This is a genomic window from Limnovirga soli (assembly GCF_013106755.1).
In the GTDB taxonomy this organism is placed as follows: Bacteria; Bacteroidota; Bacteroidia; order Chitinophagales; family Chitinophagaceae; genus Limnovirga; species Limnovirga soli.
In genome coordinates this window covers 213,966-238,709 of record NZ_WHPF01000009.1, presented here as the reverse complement: position 1 = coordinate 238,709, position 24,744 = coordinate 213,966, and the positions used below count along the sequence as shown (strand labels likewise).

The following is a 24,744-nucleotide window of genomic DNA, read 5'->3' as shown; positions in this document are numbered from 1 at the left end:
AAGTTATGGAGATGAAAGGATTGCGACGCAAGCAGGATGCTATAAGAATCTGCAGCTGGTATCAAAAGAATGTAACTGCAAAGGGTCGGTTAATATGATAAACGGTACTATATGTTGTTAAGAAATTTTAAAAACTAAAACCAAAACCGCACCTTTACGATTAAATTCGTATTTTGCTACGAAATAAATCGTATGATGTTGAATAATAAGCCAATAAAACCCACCGAAAGTGAGATTGAGATACTGCAGGTACTGTGGGAAAAAGATGCCGCCACCGTACGGGAAGTACATGAAGTATTGAGTGTTTATAAAGACAGCGGCTATACCACCACCTTAAAACTATTGCAGATAATGCACGAAAAAGGGTTGGTTACCAGAGACGATAGCAGCAAAACACATATTTACAAAGCCAATGTAGACAAAGAAAAAACACAGCAACAAATGCTGGGTAAAATGGTAGATGCCCTTTTTGGCGGTTCGGCATCGCAGCTGGTAATGCAGGCACTGGGCTCCTCGCAACCCAGCGAGCAGGAACTGGAAGAAATTCAAGCCATGCTAAATAACTTAAAACAAAAGTAACTGTATATGCAGCCACTGTTGCAATCTGCTTTTTTACATTCGCTGGGCTATGCCATTGCTAATAGTTTGTGGCAAATGGCCTTGCTTTGGCTAGTGGTACAATTAATTAACAGCATTCGCCTGTTAACTGCTGCGGCCAGGTATTATGTAGCTATTGCTGCGCAGTTTGCAGGCTTTATCTGGTTTATGGCTACCCTACAGTTTTACTATATAAACTGTAGTAATACCATTATTGAAAATACTGCAAACGGGCTTATTCAAAGTGCAAACACGGTGAGTACGCCTGGTGTTAACAGTGTAGCAGAGGTTATTTTATACATTACTGTTAAGGCAGAATTATTAATGCCTTATTTATCTTTTGCCTATTTAAGCATGCTGGTATTTTTAAGTTTTCGTTTTATAAGGGTGTATTATACTACGGGCAATATTCGCAAAAACGGACTGCAAAAAGCTGATGCCGCCACCCGCTTATTTGTACAGCGCAATGCTTTATTGCTTAACATAAAAAAAGAAGTTAAGATCTATTTATCGGCTATAGTAAATAGTCCGCTAACCATTGGATTTTTAAAACCCATTATCCTGGTGCCTGTGGCCAGCATTAACCACTTAACTACCGCCCAGCTGGAGGCATTGCTATTACACGAACTGGCGCATATTAAAAGGGCCGATTATCTGATTAACCTGATTGAAACGGTTGTAGAAATGATTTTATTCTTTAACCCATTTGTACAATTACTGGGCAAAACCATTAGGAATGAAAGAGAAAACAGCTGCGACGACTGGGTATTACAGTTTCAATATAAACCGGCAGTGTATGCCGAAGCCTTATTACGTATTGCCTATGTACAAAAAGGTATGGCAATGGCTATGCAGGCCAATGGCAATAAAGGCGATTTATTACCCCGTGTAAAAAGAATGCTAAACCAGCAACAAGAGAAAAAACACCATTACCGCAACCAGTTATTGGCGTTTATGCTAATTACTATTTTGTTGTGTACCGTGGCCTGGATACAACCTGCTACCATTAAAAACCATACCGCCCCAACACAGGAAAATACAGTTGCAAAAACCATCAGTATTACTCCGCTAAGTGCCGAAGCAAATAATCCATTATTCAATCCTATATATTTTTTATCAGACCCCATTAAAAAAGAAATACATACTGCCGTTGCCAGTGCATCTGAAAGCATTCTTGCAGCTATTCCAACTGCTTTGGATGCCACCCAACAAGCACTCACCACCATAACACCAAAAACAGCCGAAGTACTGCAACAAATAAGTTTCGATTTTGCCAATGCCTTTAATAATATCGATATTACTACCGATGCAACCAATACAGATCCAGCCAATGCAGACAATGAACCGGTACAAAAAATAAAGCTGGGCCAATTATTACAATCAGAGATAGCCAATATTGATTTTAAAGCCATTCAAAAAGACCTGGAAGCAGCTGCCACCGAGTTGAATAACCTGCAAAAAGATAAAAGCAGCAATTCCAATAAAAAAGAAATTGAAACTGCTATTGAGGATGCATTCAGACAAATTATACAGGTAAGTGGCGAGAAGTTGCGTATTAACGAAAAAATAAAAGCTGCGGCTGAGCAATTAAAGAACAGCAAGCAATTACAGTTAAACCGCCAGCAAATAGAAGAACAAAGGCAAAAAGCAATTCACGAAAAAGATGCTTTAGAGGAAGATGCACCTGAAGAGCCTGCTGTTTTATCTGATATAGAAATGCCCTCCTTACCGCACTTCAATTATAACCAACCCTCCTATTTAAGTAGTGTAACTGCGGTTAATAACAATATCAGATCAGTAGCATATCATACCGCCAACGATTCATCCAACAACCTGCAATCTGCCGTTATCATAGTAAAGCATAATGCAGCAAACGACACCAGCCATATTAAGCATATCAATGTTTTAATTACTGGCAATAACGGTGTTACAAAAACCTATCAACTCTCTGTAGAAGTGTACCAGTAATACAAGAATTAAGCAGTTAATTAGCCCGGCTATCAATAAATAATGATGCCCGGTTGCGTCGCACACTTGTACGCCTGGCACCACAGGCAGCTGTAAATACATTACATATTACCAAAGCCTGTTAAATAGATTTTAATTTGGCAATAATCATTTCAGCAGCTTTTCTGCCGGTTTCTGCACCGCCATTCATAAATCCCTGAAACGCATAGCTGCAGTGTTCGCCGGCAAAATACATATTATCTACTGGTGTAAATTCGCTGCCAGCCATAGTAGTATACTGCCCCACTTTATATGAAACATAACTGGCTTTAGAAAACACATAATTGGGCCAGCTCCATAATTGAAAATTATTATTAAACTGTGCCGCTGCACCGGGAAACACACCATCTAATGCCTGTACATATTTTTTCTTAGCCACTTCCATATCCATATTACCCACTTCTATACCTGCCTTACCGCCCGGGAAAATAGTATAGCCACCCGGACCTTCGTTATTGTTTTGCATTTGGGTATTTTCGTAACCATTCATCAGGCCATTATCTGCAAATGCATAGCTGGCGTAGCCCTGTTTACGCCATACCCTTTCATTTACCCCAATAAACAATTTTGAATTACTGCCATAGCCCAGGTTATTTATCACATTGCGTTTCCAATCGGGTAAGGGTACCTGAATGTCTATTTCGCGCAATACTGTAAATGGAATTGCTATCAGCAGAATATCTGCTTTGGCACCAATATTACCCGCCCCTGTAATTTTAAAACTAAGCTGGTAACTCTTATCGGCATTTAATTTTATGGATCTTAAAAAATGGCCGGGAAGCAAATCGTCTTTTAATTCGGCAGCCAGGGCCTCGCATAAGCTTAGGTTGCCTCCAATAATAGAAAAGCGTTCATCACTATCCCCATATAATTTATAAGAGCTTCCATCCCCTGGTTCAAATACAGCTAAAAAGCTAATAGCCGATTGCTCTGTAGCTTCCATACCATATTCACAGGTATAACTGGTATAAATTAATTCACGCAGCCAGCCGGTTATGCCCAGGCTGTCTACGTATTGCATAATAGACATATTATCCAGCCTTATATCGGCAGCTGTATGTTTTTTAAAAGATATTTCCTCAGACAAACTATTAATATCCTTTTGTATTTGAACGGTATAAGGGCGTAATGCTTCCAGTACATCCGGCAACTGATAATGCGTGCCATTAAAATAATAGGCAAATTCTGCCAGTCCTTCTTCGCTCGGGGCCATCCTGTCCAGCAAGGGCAGGTTAAAATGGCTGGCCAGGTTAATCATTTCGGTATGGGTACTATCAATAAACTCGCCGCCCATTTCTGTCCATAACCCCTCGCCCATCATATTATTTACTGACATGATGCGTCCGCCCACTCTGGGACTACCCTCGTACACATAAGATTTGTATCCAGCTTTTTTTAAAATATAAGCCGCATGCAAACCGGCAATACCTGCACCAATAATAGCTATAGAAGGTTGCGAAGCAGGTTGTGGCACCGCACAAGATTGATAGATGCCGGCTGCGGCAATTGCGGCAGCCGCTTTTGCTGATTGCGCTAAAAAGCTGCGCCGGTTTAATTCGGGGTAATGATGTTCTTTGGGTGAGCCAGTTGCTTCTTCCTGTTGCAAAGCGATTTGGAACATACGCCTTAACTGTGCCAGCGCATTGCCTTTTATGGAACGGTGTAAACCAGGCATATAAAATTAATTTGCTTATAAAATGTAAAATCCGGTTGTTGAATAAGCTAGCTGTATTAATTGTTTTGGTTGAAAGTATCAGCACTTTACCCAGGCTGTTTCAGTTGCCATAAAAGTGGAACCCTGAACCGAGCGTGGCAAGCGGCGATACATGTATGCAATGGCGCCGGGTACATAAAACAAATATTTACTTTGTATTGTACCTATTTAAAAAAGTAATACCCAATAATTATGGCGGCGATAACCCCCAGCATATCGGCCATTAAACCTGCCCAAACCGCATAACGAACTTTCTTTATACCTACACTGCCAAAATACAGGGCAATAATATAAAAAGTGGTATCGGCACTACCCTGAAAAGTACTGGCCAGTTTGCCTACAAAAGAATCGGGACCATAAAGTGGATTGGCAAAAATATCCAACATTAGTCCGCGGGAACCGCTACCGCTAAAGGGTTTCATAATGGCTACAGGCAGTGCAGGCACAAATTCGGTATTTATACCGGTTAACTGCAACAGATAGGCAATACCATCTGTTAAATAGCCCAGCGCACCACTTTCTCTAAAAACCCTTATGGCCACCAACATACCCACCAGATAAGGTATAATTTTTATAACTACGTTAAAGCCCTCTTTGGCGCCTTCGATAAACGCATCGAAAACCGATACTTTTTTATAAGCGCCACCTGCAATAATGGTTACCACAATTAATAAGAGTATAAAATTACCTGCGGCACTGCTAAATGTTGTTTTTGCTTCGGGCGGCAAACTTTGAATAAAAAACAATAAAAGACCTACAAAGCTGAGCAGGCTAAGCATCCAGAGCAATAATACTTTATCCCATTTTATTTTTTGAATACTGCCAGTAATAATAATTGATGCCAAAGTTGCACAAACCGTAGCCAACACACAAGGAATAAAAACGCTGGTAGCATCGGCCGAGTTGGCACCCAGCCGGTAGGTGATGATGGTTAGGGGTATTACAGTTAACCCACTGGTATGCAGCACCAAAAACATAATTTGTGCATTGGTGGCGGTACCCTTTTCGGGGTTTAAAGTTTCCAGACTTTGCATGGCTTTTAGTCCGAAAGGGGTGGCGGCATTATCCAGGCCAAGCATATTGGCACTAAAGTTCATTACCATTTCGCCCATGGCGGGATGATCCTGAGGAACGCCGGGGAACAATCTTTTCATAAACGGACTTAAACGGCGGGCCAGCCAGTTAATAGCACCGGCTTTTTCGGCAATATTCATTAAACCCAGAAAGAATACCATAGAGCCTGCCAGCGGAAAAGCAACATCTAAAACCGATGATTTAGACGCATCAAAAATGCCATCTACCAGGGTTTTAAAAATAGTGGTATCGCCCAGTACAACAAACTTTATAACGGCAATAATAAACGCAATTAATATAAAAGCCACCCAAACAATATTTAAAGCCATACCCTGAAAGTTGTTTGCTATAAAAGTAAGGTTTTTGGGTGTGCGCAGGCTGTACGGCAAAAAAATATCCAATTTAGCGGTTGCAATACTACTTTTGCGCCGAAATAAAGGCCACAGGCCAAAAGCGGAAATAACCATTTAATTATAAAGTATGGCTTTACAAGCAGGTATTGTTGGTTTACCCAACGTTGGAAAATCTACCTTGTTTAATGCATTAAGTAATGCAAAGGCACAGGCAGCCAATTTTCCATTTTGTACCATTGAACCCAATGTGGGTGTGATTACCGTTCCCGATGAACGTTTAATTGCTTTGGAAAAATTAGTAAAACCCAATAAAGTAGTACCTACCACCGTAGAAATTGTAGATATTGCCGGTTTGGTAAAAGGCGCCAGTAAGGGCGAAGGATTGGGCAACCAGTTTCTGGGTAATATCAGGGCTACTGATGCCATTATTCACGTATTACGCTGCTTTGATGATGACAATGTAATTCACGTGGATGGCCGCATTAACCCGGTAAGCGATAAAGAAATTATTGATACCGAACTACAGTTAAAAGACCTTGACAGCGTTGATAAGAAAATAAATAAGTGCGAAAAAATGGCTAAAACGGATAAAGATGCTGCCGCTGCTTTAGACGTATTACGCAATTTAAAAAAGCACCTGGAACAAGGTAAAAATGCCCGCTCTTTTGAGGTGAGTAAAGAGGATAAAGAGAAGTTTATAAACGATATGTTTTTGCTAACCGTAAAGCCGGTAATTTATGTGTGTAACGTAGATGAGAAATCGGTGGTAAATGGCAACAAACATACCGAGGCCTTAATGGAAGCCATTAAAGATGAAAATGCCGAAATATTGCTGGTAAGCGCCGAAATTGAAAGTGAGATTGCCGTTATGGAAAGCTTTGAAGACAGGCAGCTGTTTCTGGAGGATATGGGCTTACACGAAAGTGGTGTTGCCCGCTTAATTAAATCTACTTACCGCATACTTAACCTGGCCACTTATTTTACTGCCGGCGTGCAGGAAGTACGTGCCTGGACCATCACCAAGGGCATGCTGGCACCACAGGCAGCGGGTGTTATTCATACCGATTTTGAGAAAGGATTTATACGGGCAGAAGTGATTAAATACCTCGATTTTTTAAAGTACGAATCTGAAGCTGCCTGTCGCGAAGCGGGTAAGCTGGCGGTACAGGGTAAAGATTATCTGGTAGAAGATGGCGATATTATGCACTTTAGGTTTAATGTATAATTGCCCACTTTAACACATAAAAAAGCCGCTTTGTTTTTCAAAAGCGGCTTTTTTATTATAGATATTTTTATGAGCCCAACTGCTGACTAGCTATTCATCTGCGCTTGCGTCGCACACTGCGGCCTTCGGGGCAATGGTGGGCTGGTGAGTTGGGTGTGCTGAGTGGTGAGTGGTGAGTGGTGAAAAAATATGGCAGGCCTATATTTTACTATTTACCCATCAGGCCCTGCTGCAAAGTATTACAGGCGTACAAGAGTGCGACGCAAGTAAGGCTGCAGTACTTGCAACTGCCGGGTTACAACAATTACAAGCTAAAATGCTTATTCATCTTCTTTTAATAACAAGGCCTTATTGCGAATGTTAACATCTTTAAACATAGTATAAAATTCTTTGGTTGACGCTAACTGTTGCAGGGCGGCCATATGTTTTCCATGGTGCATATCGGTGCCCAGCAAATCAACCATTTGGCGTTGAACAAGCTTTTCGGCAACCAATTTTATGGACTTGCCATAATAACCTGCCAGGGAAAGTAAATTAATTTGCATCAGGCAACCCATATCGGCCAGCCGCTGGTAAGCGCTAAAATCGTTATGGTAAAATACATAACGCTCGGGGTGGGCCAGCACAGGCTGTAAACCACGCATTCTTAGCTGAAAAATTGTACGCTCCATATTAGGCGAAGCACCAACATAAGACATTTCGATAAGGATAAGATTTTTACCCAACGTAAGTAATTCGCTTCCGCCGGTAACCAACTTTTCCATTTCCAGATCTACCATATATTCTGCAGCAGCTTCAATGGTTACCGGTATATTATTTTCTTTTAGAGCAGCCCTTACCAATTCCAGCTTTGGCAATATGGTGGCAGGTGAATTGGGGTAAATATCTGCAATAATATGCGGCGTACAAATAAGTTTACGATAACCCATTTGCGCCAGCTGACCAATAAATGCAACAGATTCTTCTACTGTTTTTAGTCCATCATCCAGCCCGGGCAGCAGGTGCGAATGCATATCTGCGCCAATAAAAGAGAGGTCTGGTGTTACAGGTTTCGACTTAAAGAATGAAAACATACGCAAAGATACTGGATGAGCTATGTTGTAAATTGTAGAATAACATACTTATTTTTTGCCCCCACCCCCAAAAAATGCCCTGATGGTTAAATACAAAACCCTGCAATAACTGGCCATTGTTTGGTTGCGCACATATTGCATATTAAGTTGAATTTTTTGCGGCATAATGGTATTGATATAATATGCTTCGGGGTTGGATTGTGTGGCCAACAATTCCTGTTCATTATAAAAAGCCAGGGAAGCATAATCTGTAATGCCCGGTTTTATAGCTAACACTTTTTGTTGTTCGGGGGTGTACAGGTTTACATAACGCCGCACTTCGGGGCGCGGACCAACAAAGCTCATATCATTTATTAATACATTAAAAAGCTGGGGCAATTCATCCAGTTTATAGGTTCGCAAAAATGCGCCTACTTTGGTAATACGGCTAATATTGGCTCCGGCGGTAATTTGCAGTTGCTCGTTGTTTGAAACGGTCATGGTTCTAAACTTATAAAAAGCAAAATCCTTATTATGCCTGCCCACCCTTTGCTGTACAAATAATACAGGCCCTTTGGAGCTGATTTTTACCATTATACCAATCAGCAGCATAAATGGCAGTAAAATAATCAGGCCAATCAGGGAGAGTAAACAGTCCAATAAACGAATCATGTAAATAGAGAATTAATTTACTGTTAATCTAAAACCGATTCAGTTGCTTCAATAACCGTTTGGGCCACATAAGTAATTTGGGCTGTGGTAAGCTGCGGGTAAACCGGCAAAGTAATTACATTGGCATATTGCTGATAGGCAATTGGGTAATTGGCAATATCGTATCCCTTTTCCTTGAAAACGGCCAGCATAGGCAAAGGCGTAAAGTGCACGTTTACGCTAACTTCTGCCTCTGCAATTTTATTGATTATTTGGTTGCGTTGCTGTTCATTGGCACCTTCTATCCGCAACAAATACAAATGGTAAGAAGGTACGGTACCCACCCGCTCAAAAGCAGGCAAAATGGCCCAGTTTTTCCCTTTAAATAAACTATGATACAACTCCACCACCCGTTTACGTTCGGCATGCAGCGTGGCAATATATTTTCTTAACTGCGCCAAACCAATAGCCGCCAGCACATCGGGCATATTCAATTTAAAGCCGGGATAAACAATATCATATTGCCAGCCACCTGCGGTAGATTTTGCCAGCGCATCTTTTGTTTGTCCGTTCATACTCCACAATTTCATGGTGGCATACACAGCGTTATTATCAAATGGTGCTGGCAGGTTAAGGCAAATAATACCCCCTTCGGCGGAGGTTACATTTTTTACCGCATGCAAAGAAAATACAGTAATATCGGCCGCTTTGGCTACCGGATGATGATTATATCTTGCCCCTAAAGAATGCGCTGCATCGTTCATCACCAAAATTCTACCCAATTGCTTTTGTTGTGGCGAGGCAGGTGCGAACATTTGCTGTATTTCATTGGCAGCCAATACTGCATAAATGGCTTCATAATCACAGGGCCAGCCACCCAAATCAACCGCAATAATGGCTTTTGTTTTAGGGGTAATAGCCTTTTTAATTGCCTGCGGATCTATATTAAAATCGGGGCCAATTTCTACCATTACCGGTGTTGCACCAATATGCATGGCAGCCAGTGCGGTGGCGCAATAAGTATATGCCGGTAAAATCACTTCATCGCCACGTGTAATGCCCATCCAGTGCAGTACCAGCATCATTGCCGATGTGGCAGAATTTACCGCCACCGCTTTTTCCACCCCGCTATACATGGCGGTTTCTTCTTCCAGCAATTTCACTTTTGGACCGGTAGTAATCCAGCCACTTTCTAAAGTATGGGTTACTTCATCAATAATATCCTGGTCTATGTAAGGTGGCGAAAAAGGTATTTTCATAGTATTGTTTATAATAGTTTTTTGGAGCCCAACTGCATCTATGCCATTAAACATCCGTTGCGTCGCACTCTTGTACTCCTGATACTTGAGGCAGCAAGGGAATGGTGAGTGGTGAATGGGGAGTAAGTGTTCCTTTTTTTATAATTAATGAACCCACCTACAACTCACCTCTCACAACTCACAATTCACAATTCCCCCCTGCCCGGCATTGACCCGTCGCCGCAGTGTGCGACGCAAGTAAAGCCATATAGCATTCCGCAGCTGGTAACCACATTATGGCCTATTTAACTGTAAAACAGTACTCCATTTTTGCAGCACCAGTGCTTCATCATAATTTCTGGAATAGGTATGGGCATTAGCGCAAATATGCTTACACAATTCCGGGTTGTTAATAAGCATATCAATTTTTTCTGCCATTGCTTTTTCATCATCGGGCATTACCAAACAGCCATTCACATTATCTGTAATTAAATAAGGGATGCCCCCTGTTTTAACTGCCACCACCGGCACACCCATGGCCATAAATTCTATAATGGAAACTGGGGCATTATCAATACGGTTGGTGCAAATATAAATATCATAGGTGCGGGCATATTCCTGCTTTTGAGACAGTTGTATAAAACCGGGGAAACTAATTTTTTCTATCACCCCAAGTTGCGCAGCCAGTGCCTTTGTTTGAGACAGCATACCATCATCCCTGCCTGCCATAACCATGGCAAAATCAGGATATTTTTTAGCCAGCAAAGCAGCCATACGTACTGCCATTAAAGGGTTATAGGTGTCTTCAAAAGAACGCATCCAGATAATTCTGGGGCTAAGATGCTGACGGGGATAAAACAAATACTCGTTCAACGGCAGCACATTTTCTATGAGCACTGTTGTAATATGGTATTGTGCCAAAACATGTTGCATGTAGGGCGAAGGACAAACCACAACATCTGCCCTGCGAAGTGCCTTTAAAAACGGAGCGGCATTTTTTTGCATGCGCTCTGGTATTGAACCGCCATGCACTACCAGTATAATTTTTTTATGAAACAGCTTTAATAAACGCGTAGCTATTTCCTGCCATATAAAGCTGGGCCTGGTACCAAATAAAGGCGCAATGGCCATAGAAAACTGAGCCCGGTTTTTAATGATGGTATAAACAGTATCTATTAACCGCAATAATTTTCCCTGACTGGCAGATGTGGTAATGACAGCTATACTATTTTTCTCAAAAAGCTGCGCCATTTGTTCTGTGGCCGTAAGATAACGGTGCTCCGCATCTGCCGGCTTATTAAACAAACCAATTACCAATATAGGTTGCCCGTTAGCAGTCATTTTTACTCAACATATTTATGCATTTCAATAGTATGCTCATTTGTTTTTGCAGTTTGCCATCCTGCTTTGCTATATGCCTGAATAGCCCTGGCATTTTCTTTTTTTACCGATAAATGCGCCCGGCTGGCATGATGTAGATATACTTCTTTGTCAAACTGCTGCATAAGCATTTCAAATACCCCTTTACCCCTGTGTTCCGGCAATATGCCAATTACTACCAGTCCGGCGCTACTGGTAAAACCATTTGCTGTTGCTGGCGCAAGTTTTGGTGTTTTTGCCAATGAAATTATTTTCTTCCACAGGTTTTTACCAATAAGCGGATAAAAAGGAATTACTTCCCGATGTAATAATAACCATGGCCTTTTAATAACGCCCTTAATAGCTTCTGTCATCGCAAACTGCATCATGCCGCTGGTTGATCCATCACCGGCATATTGGGTAATAAATCCCCCGCAATACCCAATAATGGTTTCCCCATTTTTTATATGAAACAAAAACCGGTGCTCATTTACCAGAAACCATTCAAAAGTTTTGGCGATATAGGCAGTTCCCAATTGCACCGATAATGAATCCGGAAAACAGGCAGCATGGCAATGCGCCAAATCATTAAGCTGAGAGGGCGCTGTTTTTTGCAACTGGTACATGCTTTCTAAGTTTTATGGTAAAGAGGCTTGGCGTACCTACTACCAGCATTAATATAATTGGCTGAATGGATATTTTTAATCCGTTATGTACAATAATTAAACAGAATAGTACAAAGAAGTAAATGCCATAATCCCGTTGTGGCTTTTTGCGTTTTAATACTTCATAAAAAAGTATAATAAAAAATCCCCAGTAGAAAATAATACCCAGCAAGCCATGTTCTGCTGCGGCCCGCATAAACTCATTATGCGCACCAGACTCTTCGGCATACAATCCGCGCTTAATAATTTCGTGTCGAAAATTTCCGGTACCCACGCCAGCCAATGGATCATCCTGAAACAAATGCCAGGCGGCTTCTACTAATATATCGCGGCCAGATGCACCCTCCTGCTGGTAACGTTCTACAATGGCGCCACCAGTGGTTTCGGTAACATAATTATAAATGAGGTAACCAATGGGAATAAGCACAATTAAGATGAGGTAATTACTTACTTTACGGTAATTGAGTATAAAATAAAGTGCCATAACGCCCACTAAAAAATACAAACCACCACGGGAGAAACTTAACACCATAATGGTGGTAACGAGGGTAAAAAATATAATATTCAATATAATGTCGCGTCTTTCGGTTTCATCCATAATTGACAAAAAAAACAATATGCTTACCAAACCCAGATAACCGCTGATTTGTACGGGTGCCAACCCATTGGTTGATTCGGAATTTGAGGCCAACCCATAATCGATATGCCCGATAAGATGTGCTGCCAATACAATACCTGTTAATAATACACCGGCAATTTTGATGTGATAAAACAAGCGGTTAATTAATGAAGGTTGAATAACCGTGGTGGAAGCCCAAAATACAATAATAGCCAGTGCAGAAGTATTGGTAATAAGCCCACGGGCATAATCTACATCCTCGGTACGTAAGCCATTAAAATATTCAATAAAGGCAAATATGATTAAAAAAATAAAGGCCCTGGAATGTATCCTAACCTGTGTACCCTTTCTGAAAATATATAACAGAAAAACAAAAATATACACATATGGCATAAACAAATAAGGTATAAACCTATCATATGCCCTAATATATATTTCCATATAAATAAGATAGGGCAACACTGAAAAAAACATATACAAATTCTGCTGCCATGCATAGATAAACAAAACGGCAGCCACGCCCAGATACAGGTAGCCAAATATATCTCTGGGCAAAAAGTCAAAGCCAATAAGAATACCCCCTGACAATGCGAGCAAGAAGTGCGTTACCGGAGTATATAGCACATTGGAATATTGTTGTATCCGCTTATTCAAAATAAGTATTTAATAGATGGATATAATGTTCACTCCACTGATCCAATGTATGTGAACGTGCATAATCCCTGCCGGCTGTTATCATAGGCGGCAGTTGCGATGGCTGCGCTAATATGCTGGTGATAAGCTGTACCAGGTTATCAACAGCGGCCACTGAAAATACATAGCCAAACCCGCCATTACCTGTCATTTCCTTACTCATGGCACTTTCACTAAGTATGGGAATTACGCCATGAAATAAACCTTCTACCGGCACTTTACCAAAACCTTCTACCAATGGTGCCTGAATTAAAAAATCTGATTGCCGGTATAAGGCCCTCAGTTCAATATAATTTTTCTTGCCTGTAAGAATTACACAATCTTCCAGCTGATGTTTATTAATAAAATCAGCATAGCTGTTTTTTAAAACGCCATCTCCTACTATATATAAGGTAAACTGCAGGCCCTGTTTGCGCAATACCAAAAAAGCATCCAGAATATATTGCTGATTTTTGTGTGCAGTTAATGACCCTACCGTGATAAATACAGGGTGACTCAAATCATCTGCGTGCAACATTTTTATTCTCTCTTCCACCTGGCTGGATTCCTCCTCCCATTCAGATAAATAATACGAGGGGCTTTTTGCATTAAATATATGTTTAGCCGTGGTTTGCCCACTCAAATAAACCCAAACAGGCCCGTTAAACCAATGTGTTAATAACCATTTTTGCAGTCGGTAAGTAATGGGTTCATTTACATAATCGGGCCAGTTACCCGTATAGGCTGCAAACTTTTTTTTGCCAATAAGTGTAAAATAAAAGTAGGCGGGTATACTTAAATTATTAGGGAAACGCATATACACCACATCAGTAACCTTATTGGCTTTGCGATAAGCACTAATCCAGGCCGGAATAGTTTTTATTATGGCCAGTTTATCATTCCAGGTATTACCGCCTACATTGGGCAATGCGGTAAACGAAATAGTATTAGTGTCGTAGGCCGTAATTACTTTATGTTCATCGTACGATACAAAAGGGCAACAAATAGTGGTATGTTCAAAATAGGCGGCAATGGCTTCCATTTGCCTGCGAAAAATATGATTCTCTGTAGCCACTGCTCCATTTCCTGCATACATATGTATACAGTCAGACACAATCAACAACCGCTTAAATTTATTTTGCATTTATATAACGATCTCTTTTTTTATTAGCCCAACTTAAGTACTATATACAGCTACACTTGCGTCGCACACTGCACCGTTCGGAGCCTTGCCAGGCAGATGGGGAGCGGGGAGCGGGGAGCGGTGATCTGTGATTGGTGAGTGGTGAATGGTGACTTGTGAATGGTGACTGGTGAATGGTGAATGGTGATTAATATAGTGCGTTAAATTTAGCTGCTTTTTTAACATACAAAACTTACATTAAATATACCCCTAACTATTCACCACTGACCCCTAACCACTCACTTCTTCCCACTCCCTCCTGACCACTCACCATTCACCACTCACTTCTTCCCTGCCGCATCATGTTCCTGGTGTACAAGAGTGCGACGCAACGAATGCTGCACTATGCTTTACTGCCGGGCCCATAACTATTCCAATATTGTTGGTGCAACTGCCGATTGCTGCATATTGCCGGCCATTTTAACTGCCCGATAATATTGCACCAATAACACAGGCGATTTTATAATGGTAAGCACCACACTTAATGCCAGCATGCCCGAACGGCCTTTATACCTATACGGCACATTGGATAACATGATGCCTATAAAAAATACATTACGATATAATGCCGGTGGAAAATATTTTTTAAACAAATACACTACACTGGGCAAGGGTTTGGGAGCAAACCATTTTATGGAACGAAAAGCATCCCAGCTACCCATTTCGCGTAAACCACCTGTACTTACTTTGAGGTGAACCCTTGCTGCATTAGGATTTGAAATACTGGATATACCAGCCATATAGGCCCGATATCCAAATTCGCCATCTCCCATACGTTGACCGTTAAAGGTTTCGTCGAACATGCCTATTTGTTGCATTACAGAGCGCTTTATCATGGCGTTACCCGAATCGAATTGGGTGGCCCAGCGAAAATAACTATAACTCTGTGGAATTTTTTGTCCCACTGCCGCCAGAGAAACACCGGCCGAAATTGAACAATTAAAATAATCTATGCATTTCAGGTGCTCTTCTATCCAGTTGGCGTTAACCCTTGAATCGTCGTCAAAAAATAACAGATAATCTGCAGCGGTTGCCCTAACAGCATTGTTGCGGGCCGTCCACAATAGCTTTTCTTTTTGTGTAATGAGTGTAAGCTTTAATTGAAACTGCTGATAAAAACTGGTATCGATATGATCAGACTGATCGACTACAATAACTTCAAAATTGGTATAAGCTTGTTTTTCCAGATCGTGTAATACATCCTTCAAATAAGTATAGCGGTTTAGGGTAGGTATAATCACGGCCACAAATGGTTGTTGTAAAAGTAATGGCGAATGAAAATCTTTATACCCAGCATGTAGTTCGAACGTATTAAATAGGTTAACCTTTTTAACCTTGGCTGTTGACAAAAAAGCCACTATTTCTTTAAAGGGATTATGAAAAGTAAATAGCCTGATAAATAAGGCATACCATGCCCAAAATGTGCCCCAATATTTTCTTACAAATACATATTCATCGTGTAAGCTGGGTGCAGGCAATTTAGTTAGCGCTTGTACCTGTGCTGTTGAAGCAGTAAGCAAGTGCCCCTGATTTACCAGTGTGTAACCAGCATCGGCCAGGCGTGCCGATTGGGTTTGGTATTGTTCATCCAACACCAGTTGCGGGTATAATGCAATATCAATACAACTGGATGCCACTGCGTGTTGTACATTGGGCAAAAGGTTAAATTGCCAGGCAGGTTGCGTATAACGGATAAAAGAAAATAAGAGCATATTAAATACCCAGTAATTGCTGGTATTTAGTTTGGAAAACGGCTGTTTGCATTTGAATGGTAAACTGTTCTGCAACTCTGGTTCTGCCGGCAGCACCTATTGACTGGCGCATGGCAAAATTATTAATGAGTAGCTCCAGATGGGCTGCCAGTGCCAGATGATCGTATACCTCTGCCAGCATACCGTTTACGCCATGGGTTATTACTTCGGCCATACCGCCACTTTTGGTTGACACAACTGGTACTTCCATGCTCATTGCTTCTAATGCCGCATTGGCAATACCTTCATATACACTGGGCAGGAAAAAAATATCGGTATCATGCAGTTGCTTTAATAATTGCTCCCGGGTTTTGGAGCCGGCAAATTGAACATAATCGTTTAGTGACAGCTGATTAATATGAAATAATAATTCCTCCTTCATGGGGCCATCCCCAACCAATACCCATTGAAATGCCAGTCCGGCTTTTGCCAGACATTGCATGGCGAGTAAACCGGTGAGATATCCCTTTTGAAAATTAAACCGGCCAACACTTAAAATGGTTACTGGTGAACGCTGCTTATAGGAAAATCTTCTTTTGAACTGAAGGGTATCAATAGAAGGAAAGTTGACAAATATTTTGCCTGGCTCATTGCAATATGGTGCAATGGTTTGCTGCATATCGGCAGAAACACAGTGGATGGCAGCTGCCTGATTAAACAATAATCGTATCTGTTGTTGCCGGGTAGTATCGGAAAGCAATTTCACTTTTTCGGCGGTGCCCCTGCAGCTTACCACGATTTTAGCGTTGAGGTCTGGTAAAATATCCAGGTAAGCAATACCAATTCCTGAAAATTCAAAATGTACAATATCGGGTGCCTGTTTTTGAATAAGGTAGTACCTGAACCCATTTAACAGGGATTGTTTCATTTGCCTGCCAAGGCTAATAGCTTTTAGTACACCAAAAGGACGTTTGAAAAGGTACCAACACCATTGCACCTTATTTGCCACCAGTATACGCACATGGGTATTACCTGCAAAAAAGCGGTTGTACATTCCTTTATCGGTACTATTACACAGCACCGTAATGGTATTACCCAGTTTAGCCAGGTGCAATACCTTATTAACAATAAAAGTTTCTGTAGTTACAGGGAAACGTTCTACTATGATGAGGATATTCAAGATCTTAAGATTTGCTTGTTATAATGCTTGTTATACCAGTTTACCAAGGCGTATAATGACCAAATAATGCCGCTGAAATCTTTGCCATCCTTTGTGTGTTTATCTAATAATTTGATAAGTTGGTTTCGGTTAAACATACTATCCAGATCGGCTGGCATGTTTAGTACCTTATCATAAACATCAGCTTTAATTTGATTTCTAAGCCATGCTGCCATTGGTACCAAAAAACCTTTTTTCTGTTTATAGGCATAATCATGGTCTGTTTTCTGTGCCAATAATTCTTTGAAGAAATATTTTCCTTCATGGCCATTTATATGCTGTTGGATACCAGCAGCCATAGCAGCATCAACAATATTATTAGACAAATATGGCACTCTTGCCTCGATGCTATGAAACATTGAGGCACGATCTAATTTAAGTAACACCCTTTGCAAATGCAGGTTTAGTTCAATATCTCTTACAGTATGCATATAATTCTGTTGCGTTACATCCTGCATACTATTATTTCTGATATTCTGAAGAAAATATGCTTCTGCACAGGCTGGCTTAAAAATAGCTGGCACCCAACTACTTCCAAACAGAAAAAGATATTGGTAGTAATAAGTATAAAAATCCTTTTGGGTTAATATCCGACTATCTAAGAATGGATATTTTGAAGTAAATCTTCCAGAAATAAGTTTAGCTACCTTAGCAAGATTATTATCAAAAAAGTACTTTCCTGCATGCAACAATTTAATATTCCGGTAATATCCATAAGACAGCTCATCGGGACCATCTCCACTTAAAATTACTTTTACATGCGCTGCAGCAAATTTCGAAATTACGAGGGAAGGTATAGAAGAAAAATCTGCAAACGGTTCAGAATAGGCCTCTGTATTGTCTTCCAGCGTTTCAATAAAATCTTGTTCAGTAACTTTTGCCACCTGGTGATTCATCTGAATTCTTTTTGCAAAACCAGTAGCATCATTTGTTTCATCAGAATAGGCATCGTTGGTGCCAACTGTAAAAGCAGAAATTGGCTGCTTGTTGTTCACTAAATATGCGAGCAGTGAACTATCTACTCCACCTGATAAAAACACACCTACTTCAACATCACTTACCAGTTGCTCTATAGCAGCCTTTTGTATTAGCGCTTCTGATAACACTTGCTGCGACAGAACACTTTTTACCGATGAATAGTATTGGGTAATAGTGTACCCAGCTGAATTTATGACGGCGTAATGCCCATGAGGAAACAGGATAGTTTTGTTAATTGCGCCGGCATTATCAGGTATATAACCTAATTGCAAATAAGTACCGATAGATGATGGGTCAAAAGCTTCTTGTTGTATGGATGCATAGTTTATAATATGATCATACTGCGAGCTAAAGATGATACTTTCATTTTTATCGAACCCAATATATAGTGGCTTGATGCCAAGCCTGTCACGGGCAAGCAATAATTCATTTTTTTGCAAATCGTAAAATGCAAATGCAAACATGCCATCGAAATGTTCCAATACAAATTGAATACCCCAGCTTTTTAAAGCATATAATAAAACTTCTGTATCAGACGAGGAGGCAAACTGAACGCCTTCTCTGATTAGCAGGGCTTTATATTTTTCCGAATTGTAAATCTCTCCGTTAAAAGAAAGGCAGAAGTTTCCGCAATTGGAAAGCATGGGCTGATTGCCATGATTCGAAATATCTCTAATTGAAAGTCTAACGAAGCCTGAAATATAATTTGCATTGTTATGCCAAATAGCATGGCTATCCGGCCCACGATGTTTCATGGTAAGCAAGCATTTTTTTATATACTCTTTTCTATCTAGAATATTTCTTTTAAAACTATAAATACCAACCAACCCACACATAAATAGAAAGGAATTTTATTAATAGGTTTCAGCCTTTTTGGTTTTCTTAATCCCAAGCATTTTCTTGAGCTTATATTTTAGTCTGAATGGACTAAATGTATACGGTATTACAAACCAGGTATGTACAATTATTCTTTTGCCCTTATTTTTATTGATCTTTTTTGCAAACCGATCCATTGCATCAAATGACATTCCCAGTGATGTTAGGGTGTTCCATTTTTCTCCAAGTCTTTCATGTATCACTTTTATTTCGTTATAGGCAAAGCCAAATGTTTGCACCCCATGAAAATTATATTCGAAAGGCAATGGTGCAATTCTTATGTTATGCGCATGCTGCAAAAATGTTTCTCGGAAGGAAGGCATATCGGCTTTTATTTGCATTGTTGTGTGAATGCGTAACCAATCGGCAAATAGCAATTGTACATTGCTTGTATTTTTATACACTATAACACCGGTATTATACTCGGGAATTACATTTTTATACTTTATTTCGAAGGAAGGATTGTATTGTTGAAAAAACGAAAGGCTATGCATAAAATTATCAACACTCATACTCATATCAAATAAATCCAGGGCTTCAAAAAGTTGATCGAGTGGTGAACAAACAAATGTGTCACTGTCTAAAAAAATGGTTCTTTGAAAAGGTGTAAGTTGTACGCCAATAATTTTCGTAACAAAATCAGTTGATGGCTGCATGATAATTACCTGATCGATAAATTCTGATTGAAAAGATTCATCATCTGTAACAACACAAATTGGTTTTTGGGTAAATCTTTTTAGGGATTTTGCAGAGACGGATACTTCTTTCAAATATTTAGCTCCGGTAGCGATATAAAGGTATCCGCAACTATCGCTAAATTGTTTATGCTCCATTTATAATTAATTGATACATTAAAAAGTTATCTGGTATTTTTTCTGCTGCCATATATCCCAACCGTACAAGAGTGCGACGCAAGCGGTGCTACATAGTTGATCAGCTGCCGGGCCAATAAAAAGTATTTTACTTTATTACTTTTAATAAGATTCCCGACACTTTATGCCGTTTGCCGAGGTAATACAAAATTCTATCGCGATAGCCCCAAAAAGGTATGGCAGATTGTTTTACCCGATAATATTTTTTATCGCTGATACTAATAATAGAAGAAGCCATTTGCCGCACAGTGCCTGCCGGAAACAAGGCCATTATTTGCGCTGGTGTTGGGCGAAATCCATTATCGATAGGATCGTGGTGAATTTTGTATTTATAGGGCACCGTGATTAGCATATATCCATTGGGGGCCGTAACGGATAAAAGATTGGCAGCCGCCATATCTATATACTCCACATGCTCTAACATATTGGTACAGATGGTGAGTGCAAAATGATTTTTAAAACTGGCACCAAGGGTGCGATCAGTAATATCGGCCACAACATCAACACCCTCGTCCATTTTATCATCCATATGATAGATTTTCCAGCCACGTTGTTCAAGTGGCGCCAGGATATGTTGTTGTATATGTGGCTGCACCTGGGTTCTAAAGCTGAGTGTGGAAGAACCAAGATTGGCAATATGGTTATTGCCTTTTACCGGTTGTATTGGCTGTAATATTTTTTCTATCCAGATTGCTACCTCAGGAAACATAAAATTTTTCTTTTGCTTGTATTAAGGTTTGCCGGCAGGTAGCTGCAACAATATCCCAGGTATAATTGGCAATGAGTTTCTGGTATCCGTTATGGCCCATTTGTAAACGCAGGGGACCGTTTGTGATAAGTTGCAAAAGCATTTCTGCTGCATTTGCTGCATTATTGGGATGAAACAGCAACCCGTTCGTACCATTATCTACTACTGAAACAATGGCGCCTATCTGTGCCCCGATGACCGGCTTTTTGCAAGCCCATGCTTCGAGGAAAATAATACCAAAGGATTCATTAAAGGATGGCTGCATTACAATATCAGCCGCATGCAATAATGCATTTTTTTGCTGATGAGGCATAGCAGTAAGGATATGTATTTTTTGCTGCACATGTGCTTCATAGCCCTGAATAATGCCTTGCAATCGTTGATAATAATCTGGATTGGGGTAGCCGGCAATGATCAATTTTGTATTGGGCTGGATTTGCGCTGCCTGTGTAAAAGCGGTAAGCAGCAATTCTATATTTTTGGTGGCTTCTATACGGCCAATATAGGCGATAAGTATTTCATCCTCTCCAATACCAAACTGCTGGCGAAAGGCATGCCCCTCATCTTCCACAAAATCTGCCAGGTGTACGCCACAGCCTGAGACCGCTATATTTTCAGGTGCGATACCCATTTCTGCCAATCTGTTTTTCTCGTAGTGGGTATTGGCCAGGTAATATTCACTGGCAGCAATAGCGGCCAATGCCTGACGGGAGATTACCTGGATGGTTTTATCTTCTTTAAAATGAATGGCCCCCTGAAATACAAATGGCTTGGGCTGCTGTAGCTTTTGCCGGTAAAGGGGGTATTGCATATACAGGTAATTGGATGTACCAGCCAAAATTACATCTGCATCGGAACGGGTGATGGCATTGATCATTTGCGGCGACCAGGGGCCGGATAGATAATTATTGATCCATTCGGGTACCTGGCCTAATATACGATAAGCGATTTTGGCTAATAGTCTGCATACCGGTTGGTGCCAACGATAAAAGGGAAAACGCTTAACATGCACACCTTTGATGAATGCATAAACCTCCTTAATTAGTTTGAATTGCTTTTTATCGGGGCCAAAATAGGAATTAGTAGTAATAACGGTAACCTCATCGCCATGGTTGGCTACACAGTTTTCGGCGAAGTGCTGAAAAAAGGTTTGTGTGCCGCCCACTGACGGGGTATAATTTTGTACTACAAGTAAAATTTTCAAAATGGTATATTCAAGCCCTTTGCCAAAAGGACCTTACTTAATAATTATGAAATAGATTTTCTTTGGTTAAATTCCTGAATCGTGTGTATATACAAATCCCTGTACGCTTTTGCAATTACAGGCCATGTATACAAACGCATGAGCTTTTCATAGCCTGCCTGCCCCAGTTGTTTACGCAATGGGCTATTTTGTACCAATTGTGTAATAGCATGTATTAAGGAAGCCGTATTACCGGGTGTAAACAGCAGACCATCATTTGCGTCGTCAATCAATGTAGAGACAGCTCCGATACCGGCCCCAATTACTGGTTTTTTACAGGCCCAGGCTTCCAGAAAAACAATGCCAAAAGATTCTCCTGTGGAGGGCAGTACCAGCATATCCATTACATGAAACAATACAGGTTTCAGGTTTTCATCAAAATCGGCAAGCAATAGTACCGGCAAAGCCTTTGTACTAATACGTTCCTGTATAACTGTTATATATTCTGTAGCAGAGCCTGCTAGTATTAACTTTACCTGTGTGTGGGTATGCATTATTTGCTCCATAGCATCCAGTAAAATATCCACCCCTTTGCCTGGTTTTAATCTGCCTACAAAACCCAGGACTATATCGTTTTCATCTATGCCATGTACTTTTTTAAAAGCCTTAATATCACTATCAGCAGCAAAAAGTGTTTCCGGATTAATACCGGTACCAATAACGCTGATTTTATTGGCAACTACCCCCATTTGTACCAACTGTTCTTTTTCATAACTGGTATTGGCTATATAGGCATCTGCCTGTTTGGCCCTTTCCGCAAAAGGGGCATAACATTGGCCGGCTGTATTAAAATGAATGGCCCCATACAATATAAAAGGCTTTGGGCTTTTTGTTTTCCAGCGCCAGGAACCATAGTCGGCAAAATTATAGGAGGCGGTTGTGGCCATTATAATATCAGCATCGGTACACTGCATCATTTTATTGATGCCGGGTGCATGCATTTGGTTGCGGTATTTGGTAATAGCATGAGGCAAAGGTTTACCGGTTAGTTTGGCTGTTAGTTTATTGGCCAATTGTATGATACCATTATGCCAGCGTTGTACCGGAAAGCGGTGCACTTTTACTTTTGCAATGGTTTCAATAGCAGGTGCGATGGTTTTATGCAAGGGAATTTCCGGGCCATAATACAGATTGGAAGTGGCTACTTCTACCTCATCGCCATATTCATTTACCAGCATTTCTGAGAAATGCTTCATGATATATTGCGGCCCCCCGGTAGCAGGAAAATAATTGCTACAAACATGCAGTATTCTCATTCGCCAAAAAATTGCCTGATGACTTGTAATACCCTATTTGTTGACTGGCCATCCCTATAACTGGTAATTGTTTCTACCGTAGCTGCACAGTTGGCGGTAAAAGCTGATGGCTGGGCCAAGGCTTTATTTACCAATGTTATTAGTTCTTGTTTGCTGTTGGCCAGGCTAACACCTTGTACCTGTATAATGGGTATATAATGCTCCTGCCGGTACATATCTTTTAACAAATGTTGTGTGGCTGGTTGCACTTCATCATATGCCGGACCAATTTGTGGTTTATTAAACACACTACCATCTACGGCCATGGTTGAGCATAAATTGATATGTACATCTGTATGTTGTAAGGTAGAGATTAGCTTGCTAATATCGGTCGGGGTAATATTATCCCTGTCTGGCTGCTCCCTGGTACCCGTATAGGCATCCAACGCAATGTGTTTAGAACTGGCTAATGCTGCTTTCCAACGTTCGGGATAATCGAGCGGATGGCAACGCAATAAAATCACCGTATCGGCGGGTAATTGGCCATTAGTGATGGCTTCATCCAAATGGGTTACATATTGCGGCTCGTTGGGAAACAACCACCAGATACCTGCACCATACAATATAACCCGCTTATTGGCTGGCAAACCCAGTAATTGCTGCCATTCATTTTTGGGCATTATATTGGCCTGATTGTAATGAAAATCAAATTGGGGTGCACCTGCAATGGTTATATGATTAGCCAGTGGTGGATGGATGCGGGTAAGCTCGGCTTTATTATATTTATTCCATACAATATATTGCTGGAAAAAAGTAGATACCCAACCTCTTTTAGTAACATTATCAAATGAATGTATGGATGCCAGTAACTGAATATTATTGGTAGCCGCAATACGGGCTATAAGGTCTAATTCATGCAAAAACGGGGTTACTGTAAAAATACCCTGCACATCTAATTCATTTAGCCAGTTTGCATAAGTGGTGTATACGGGCTCGGCCTGCATTAATTCATTTTCCTGTTGCAGCAGATTTTTTATATAGGGTGGATACAGGCTAAACAACGTACGTGCCTTTGCCCGCTTAAGCCAATTATACATTCTTTTTTTTGCCGGGTAATGCGTATCGCGATAACGTTCTTCTATACCGGTGCTGGGCGATTTTACCTTATACCATTTATACCACATATTTAGCTTGTCTCTTACACCGGCATAAGCTGCACTGGTTTTATAGGCTGGCATCAGCGATACTTCAAAACCCTGTTGGGTTAGCTCGTTTATCAAATCATCCTGCTGCCATAACATGGCTACCACAGGCGTACAAAACAGTTGCATTTGCTGCAACATTCCTGTACGTATGATGTGCGATATGGAGCCTTGTCCAACAATAGCTACTAAAATCCGTTTTTCCACTTTGTATTGAATTTTTTTTGGTAACCGGCTTTCTGTTATAATGGCATCGCCGCTTGCCACGCTC

The 24,744-nt window shown here is 40.7% G+C and carries 20 protein-coding genes; 3 read left to right on the top strand and 17 right to left on the bottom strand.

From position 1 onward, the window contains the following. Positions 1-192 precede the first annotated feature (192 nt). Both GD597_RS14230 and GD597_RS14225 read left to right on the top strand, forming a co-directional pair. Positions 193-579: a BlaI/MecI/CopY family transcriptional regulator gene (locus GD597_RS14230; RefSeq protein ID WP_235954301.1), complete on the top strand. Its 387-nt coding sequence runs from the start codon at positions 193-195 to the stop codon at positions 577-579. Between the two features lie 6 nt (positions 580-585). Next, complete coding sequence (locus GD597_RS14225; protein ID WP_171608547.1) at positions 586-2,565, top strand: M56 family metallopeptidase; 1,980 nt, start codon at positions 586-588, stop codon at positions 2,563-2,565. Positions 2,566-2,686: 121 nt separating this feature from the next. Here GD597_RS14225 and GD597_RS14220 read toward each other — a convergent pair whose 3' ends face one another. After that, positions 2,687-4,279 carry a flavin monoamine oxidase family protein gene (locus GD597_RS14220; protein ID WP_171608546.1) on the bottom strand — a complete coding sequence of 531 codons (1,593 nt, stop codon included), beginning with the start codon at positions 4,277-4,279 and terminating at the stop codon, positions 2,687-2,689. 203 nt (positions 4,280-4,482) lie between these two features. Beyond that, positions 4,483-5,721, bottom strand: a complete 1,239-nt coding sequence (locus tag GD597_RS14215) for a nucleoside recognition domain-containing protein (RefSeq protein ID WP_171608545.1) — start codon at positions 5,719-5,721, stop codon at positions 4,483-4,485. 151 nt (positions 5,722-5,872) lie between these two features. On the opposite strand from GD597_RS14215, the gene ychF reads away from it, so the two are divergent. Continuing rightward, positions 5,873-6,970, top strand: a complete 1,098-nt coding sequence (ychF, locus tag GD597_RS14210) for a redox-regulated ATPase YchF (protein WP_171608544.1) — start codon at positions 5,873-5,875, stop codon at positions 6,968-6,970. Positions 6,971-7,290: 320 nt separating this feature from the next. Here the strand turns inward: ychF and GD597_RS14205 are convergent, their stop codons facing one another. From GD597_RS14205 to GD597_RS14135, 15 genes are all read right to left on the bottom strand, one after another. Further along, the gene (locus GD597_RS14205) at positions 7,291-8,043 is read right to left on the bottom strand and encodes a tyrosine-protein phosphatase (RefSeq protein ID WP_171608543.1); all 753 of its coding nucleotides are present in this window, start codon (positions 8,041-8,043) and stop codon (positions 7,291-7,293) included. 48 nt (positions 8,044-8,091) lie between these two features. After that, positions 8,092-8,694, bottom strand: coding sequence for a sugar transferase (locus tag GD597_RS14200; RefSeq protein WP_171608542.1), 603 nt, complete (start codon positions 8,692-8,694; stop codon positions 8,092-8,094). Positions 8,695-8,717: 23 nt separating this feature from the next. Next, complete coding sequence (locus GD597_RS14195) at positions 8,718-9,932, bottom strand: DegT/DnrJ/EryC1/StrS family aminotransferase (protein ID WP_171608541.1); 1,215 nt, start codon at positions 9,930-9,932, stop codon at positions 8,718-8,720. Between the two features lie 273 nt (positions 9,933-10,205). Beyond that, positions 10,206-11,252 (bottom strand): glycosyltransferase family 4 protein, encoded by a 1,047-nt coding sequence (locus GD597_RS14190; RefSeq protein WP_171608540.1) that lies wholly within the window; start codon positions 11,250-11,252, stop codon positions 10,206-10,208. 2 nt (positions 11,253-11,254) lie between these two features. Beyond that, positions 11,255-11,896 carry a GNAT family N-acetyltransferase gene (locus GD597_RS14185; protein WP_171608539.1) on the bottom strand — a complete coding sequence of 214 codons (642 nt, stop codon included), beginning with the start codon at positions 11,894-11,896 and terminating at the stop codon, positions 11,255-11,257. Continuing rightward, entirely contained in the window at positions 11,859-13,208 is a 1,350-nt protein-coding gene (locus GD597_RS14180) for an O-antigen ligase family protein (protein ID WP_171608538.1), read from the bottom strand. The genes GD597_RS14185 and GD597_RS14180 overlap by 38 nt, the downstream gene beginning before the upstream one ends. Beyond that, positions 13,201-14,370, bottom strand: coding sequence for a glycosyltransferase (locus GD597_RS14175; protein ID WP_171608537.1), 1,170 nt, complete (start codon positions 14,368-14,370; stop codon positions 13,201-13,203). The genes GD597_RS14180 and GD597_RS14175 overlap by 8 nt, the downstream gene beginning before the upstream one ends. A gap of 407 nt (positions 14,371-14,777) precedes the next feature. After that, the gene (locus tag GD597_RS14170; RefSeq protein WP_171608536.1) at positions 14,778-16,121 is read right to left on the bottom strand and encodes a glycosyltransferase family 2 protein; all 1,344 of its coding nucleotides are present in this window, start codon (positions 16,119-16,121) and stop codon (positions 14,778-14,780) included. Position 16,122: 1 nt separating this feature from the next. Further along, complete coding sequence (locus GD597_RS14165) at positions 16,123-17,280, bottom strand: glycosyltransferase family 4 protein (RefSeq protein ID WP_171608535.1); 1,158 nt, start codon at positions 17,278-17,280, stop codon at positions 16,123-16,125. Then, positions 17,277-19,133 (bottom strand): asparagine synthase (glutamine-hydrolyzing), encoded by a 1,857-nt coding sequence (gene asnB, locus GD597_RS14160; protein WP_171608534.1) that lies wholly within the window; start codon positions 19,131-19,133, stop codon positions 17,277-17,279. The genes GD597_RS14165 and asnB overlap by 4 nt, the downstream gene beginning before the upstream one ends. Positions 19,134-19,151: 18 nt before the next feature. Beyond that, a complete protein-coding gene (locus GD597_RS14155; protein WP_171608533.1) occupies positions 19,152-20,006 on the bottom strand; it encodes a putative nucleotide-diphospho-sugar transferase in 855 nt (284 codons plus the stop codon). Between the two features lie 127 nt (positions 20,007-20,133). Then, positions 20,134-20,754, bottom strand: coding sequence for a methyltransferase domain-containing protein (locus GD597_RS14150; protein WP_171608532.1), 621 nt, complete (start codon positions 20,752-20,754; stop codon positions 20,134-20,136). Continuing rightward, positions 20,744-21,997, bottom strand: a complete 1,254-nt coding sequence (locus GD597_RS14145; RefSeq protein ID WP_171608531.1) for a glycosyltransferase family 4 protein — start codon at positions 21,995-21,997, stop codon at positions 20,744-20,746. The genes GD597_RS14150 and GD597_RS14145 overlap by 11 nt, the downstream gene beginning before the upstream one ends. A gap of 44 nt (positions 21,998-22,041) precedes the next feature. Next, positions 22,042-23,292, bottom strand: coding sequence for a glycosyltransferase family 4 protein (locus GD597_RS14140; RefSeq protein ID WP_171608530.1), 1,251 nt, complete (start codon positions 23,290-23,292; stop codon positions 22,042-22,044). Next, a complete protein-coding gene (locus GD597_RS14135) occupies positions 23,289-24,680 on the bottom strand; it encodes a CDP-glycerol glycerophosphotransferase family protein (protein WP_171608529.1) in 1,392 nt (463 codons plus the stop codon). The genes GD597_RS14140 and GD597_RS14135 overlap by 4 nt, the downstream gene beginning before the upstream one ends. Positions 24,681-24,744 lie beyond the last annotated feature (64 nt).